The organism is Rhizobacter sp. P3_B12, from assembly GCF_056402895.1.
Map to the genome: position 1 here is coordinate 1 of NZ_JBFUGN010000825.1, position 2,806 is coordinate 2,806.

Genomic DNA, 2,806 nt, shown 5'->3' on the forward strand with positions numbered 1-2,806 from the left:
CCCGTGGAATGGAAACGCTGGCTTGCCGACCGGCCCGGCCTGCAGGCGCACTTCTTCTACCTGAAGGGCTCGGCGACCGACCGCCAGGGCGGCGCCGCCTTCCTGCGCGCTCGCGGCGGCAACCTGCATGTGACGCAGATGACGACCGGGCAGCACCACCAGGTGCCGGGGATGCAATTGCCGGCGCTGCTGCAAGGCCTGGCTGGTGGTGGCGAACACGAACTGGACGACTGGCTGCCGCCGGAGGGCGAGGACCCGGATGCACTGGAAGAGATCGACGGCCAGGCCGAGCACGATGACGAACAGGGTGATGACGAACTGGAGGTGCTCGCGGACGAGTTCGAGGCTGCTGATGACGAAACAGGCGACGACGAGGCAGGCGATGACGAAGCCCTGTCCGACGACGAAAGCCCCGACGACGAGGCCGAATCCTTCGAGGACAACGAGGAGGAAGCCGCCGACGCCGAGCCCGAGGCCGTCGACGAACTCGAGCCCGAGATGGAAACGCCCGACGAGCTCGACCAGGCTCTCGGCGACAAGGCACCCGTGCCGGTGCCTGCGGGCCGGCCGGTGCCGTTCGCGCCGCTGCCACCGCCCGGCAGCCACTGGCCGCTGCGCACCACGCATGCACAGGCGCGCGTGATCTCGTACAAGTTCCGCGAGCCGAACGGCATCGAGGGCCGCGCCGGCCGCATGTTCCTCGCCGAGCGCAAGGGCAAGCGCAACGGCGTGGCCACGCGGCGCCGGCATGTCGGCGTGGACCTGTTCGCGAAGAAGGGCGACGTGGTGCTGGCCTGCGAGAGCGGCACCATCGTGTCGTTCGCGTTCTTCTACGCCGCCGCGTCGGGCCAGCAGACCTACCGGCTGCTGATCGAGCACGAAGGCTCGGGCGTGGTCGTCAACTACGGCGAGCTGACGAAGGATTCGCTGAAGCGCAACGGCCTGTCGGTCGGCGACCGCGTGACCGCGGGCCAGGCCATCGGCTTCGTCAGCGACACCGCGATGCTGCACTTCGAGACCTATGTGAAGGGCAGCACCAACACCGCCCGCTGGTGGCGCGACGAGAAGAATGCACCGGCCTCGCTGCTGAACCCGACGCGCTACCTGCTGTCGCTGCGCGAGCACGGGACGGCGTCGGCCGGGGCGAGCGCGCCGGCGACGACCTCACCCCCTCCCGCGCCGTCCACCGCAACCTCGGGCCCCCATCCGCAACCGCCCACCGACCCGTCGGCCTACCGCACCTTCCGGCTGACGACCTACCACGTCGTCGACCAGGCCGACGAGCCGACCGGCGCCGTCCGCATCCCGGTCCTCGGCGACGACGGCCGCACGATCGCCGAAGGCAGCCCGGCCTTCTTCGCAAAACTGTCGCTGGAAGGCACGGCCCGCCTGAGCGATGGCCGGCTGGTCAACGTGACCGGCCAATCGACCGCGGTGTCGCACGAACGCTATGCCGCGGTGCTCGACTACCACCAGCGCGCCTACGCGCGCCGCAACGCGCGGCTCGCGGCGCAGGGCAAGCCGCCGGTGTCGACGAGGTACTCCGGCATCTCGGTCAAGGACGGCCGCGTGGTGGGCGCGATGACCTTCCACGAGGTGCCCGCCGGCAGGCGCGGCGTGGGCTATGGCATGCAGCGGGGTGTCTCGTACACGCCGTTCCGCACGCTGGCGGCCGACCTCGGGCTGAAGGCGAACTCGGAGCCGCGCTGGAAGGGCCACGGCGGGCTGGTGCCGGCGCACACGCCGGTCTACATCAGGGAGTACGACGGCCTGACGCTGCCCGACGGCCGCGGCGGCAGCTTCGTGCACGACGGCTGGTTCACCGTCAACGACACCGGCGGCGCGATCTACGGCGCGCACTTCGACGTGTTCACCGGCAGCGCCGCGCTGGGCAGCCGGGTCAAGCTGCCGGCGATCGGCCAGGTGTGGTTCCCGGGGATCGAGGCGCGGATGCCGGCTGGCTATTCGCTCGGGCTGAGTGCCTGAACCGCCGGGGCCGGGCCGCCGTGTTCCTGCGCGGCGGCCCGACACATTCCACCGCATTGATGACACATTCCCCCGTGTCAGGAAAGCTATGCTGCCCGCATGCGAAAGAACCTCATCGCCCTGGCCGCCGGGCTGCTGTTGTGCGCGCCGCTGATCGCCCCTGCCGCCGATGCCGCGCCGCCGAAGCGTTACTCGCTGAAGCAGACCGAGCCGAGCGGCGGCACGCACATCGTGCGCGAGGTGGCCAATTCCAACCTGCCGCTGGACAAGCCCTGGGGCGAGCTGACGCCGCAGCAACAACGCATCGTGAAGGCGCAGTACGAGGAGATGGGGCCGGACGACGAACCGCCCTACCCGCTCAACGGTCCGCGCGGCATCGTGCGGGCGCTGGCGGAGGGGAGGAACCGGCTGCACGTCAACGGCAGGCTGTTGCTCGCCGTCGACGTGAACAGCAGCGGCGAAGCGACGGCGGTGTCGGTGATGTCCTCGCCCGATGACCGGCTGACTCAATACGCTGCCGGCGTGCTGATGAAGGCGAAGTACAAGCCGGCACGCTGCAACGGCGCGCCGTGTGCAATGCAGTACCCCGTGCGCTTTCTCATGAAAGCCGACTGAGGCGGGCACTGCGTTCGTTCAGTGCCCGCAGGCAGCGCGCCAGCGCCACCCGCGCCTCGGCCAGCCACGCACTGTCCGGYCCGGCCAGCCGCTCGCGCAATGCGACGGCGCGCATCAGCGGCGCTCGCGCGGCCTTCGCATCACCCTCCGCGAGCCAGGCCTCGCCCTGCAGCAGCAGCGCATCGGCCTCCTTGTCGTCGAAGCG

General features: G+C 70.4%; 3 protein-coding genes. 2 read left to right on the forward strand and 1 reads right to left on the reverse strand.

Annotated elements, in window-relative coordinates; genetic code table 11:
- Positions 1-1,986: peptidoglycan DD-metalloendopeptidase family protein (locus AC1D01_RS28610; protein ID WP_477872446.1), on the forward strand; the 1,986-nt coding region annotated here is incomplete at its 5' end.
- Between the two features lie 99 nt (positions 1,987-2,085).
- Positions 2,086-2,601: an energy transducer TonB gene (locus tag AC1D01_RS28615; RefSeq protein WP_477872448.1), complete on the forward strand. Its 516-nt coding sequence runs from the start codon at positions 2,086-2,088 to the stop codon at positions 2,599-2,601.
- Here AC1D01_RS28615 and AC1D01_RS28620 read toward each other — a convergent pair.
- Positions 2,585-2,806, reverse strand: a 222-nt coding sequence (locus tag AC1D01_RS28620) for a hypothetical protein (protein ID WP_477872450.1), incomplete at its 5' end; no start/stop codon positions are given. The two genes, AC1D01_RS28615 and AC1D01_RS28620, sit on opposite strands and share 17 nt — an antisense overlap.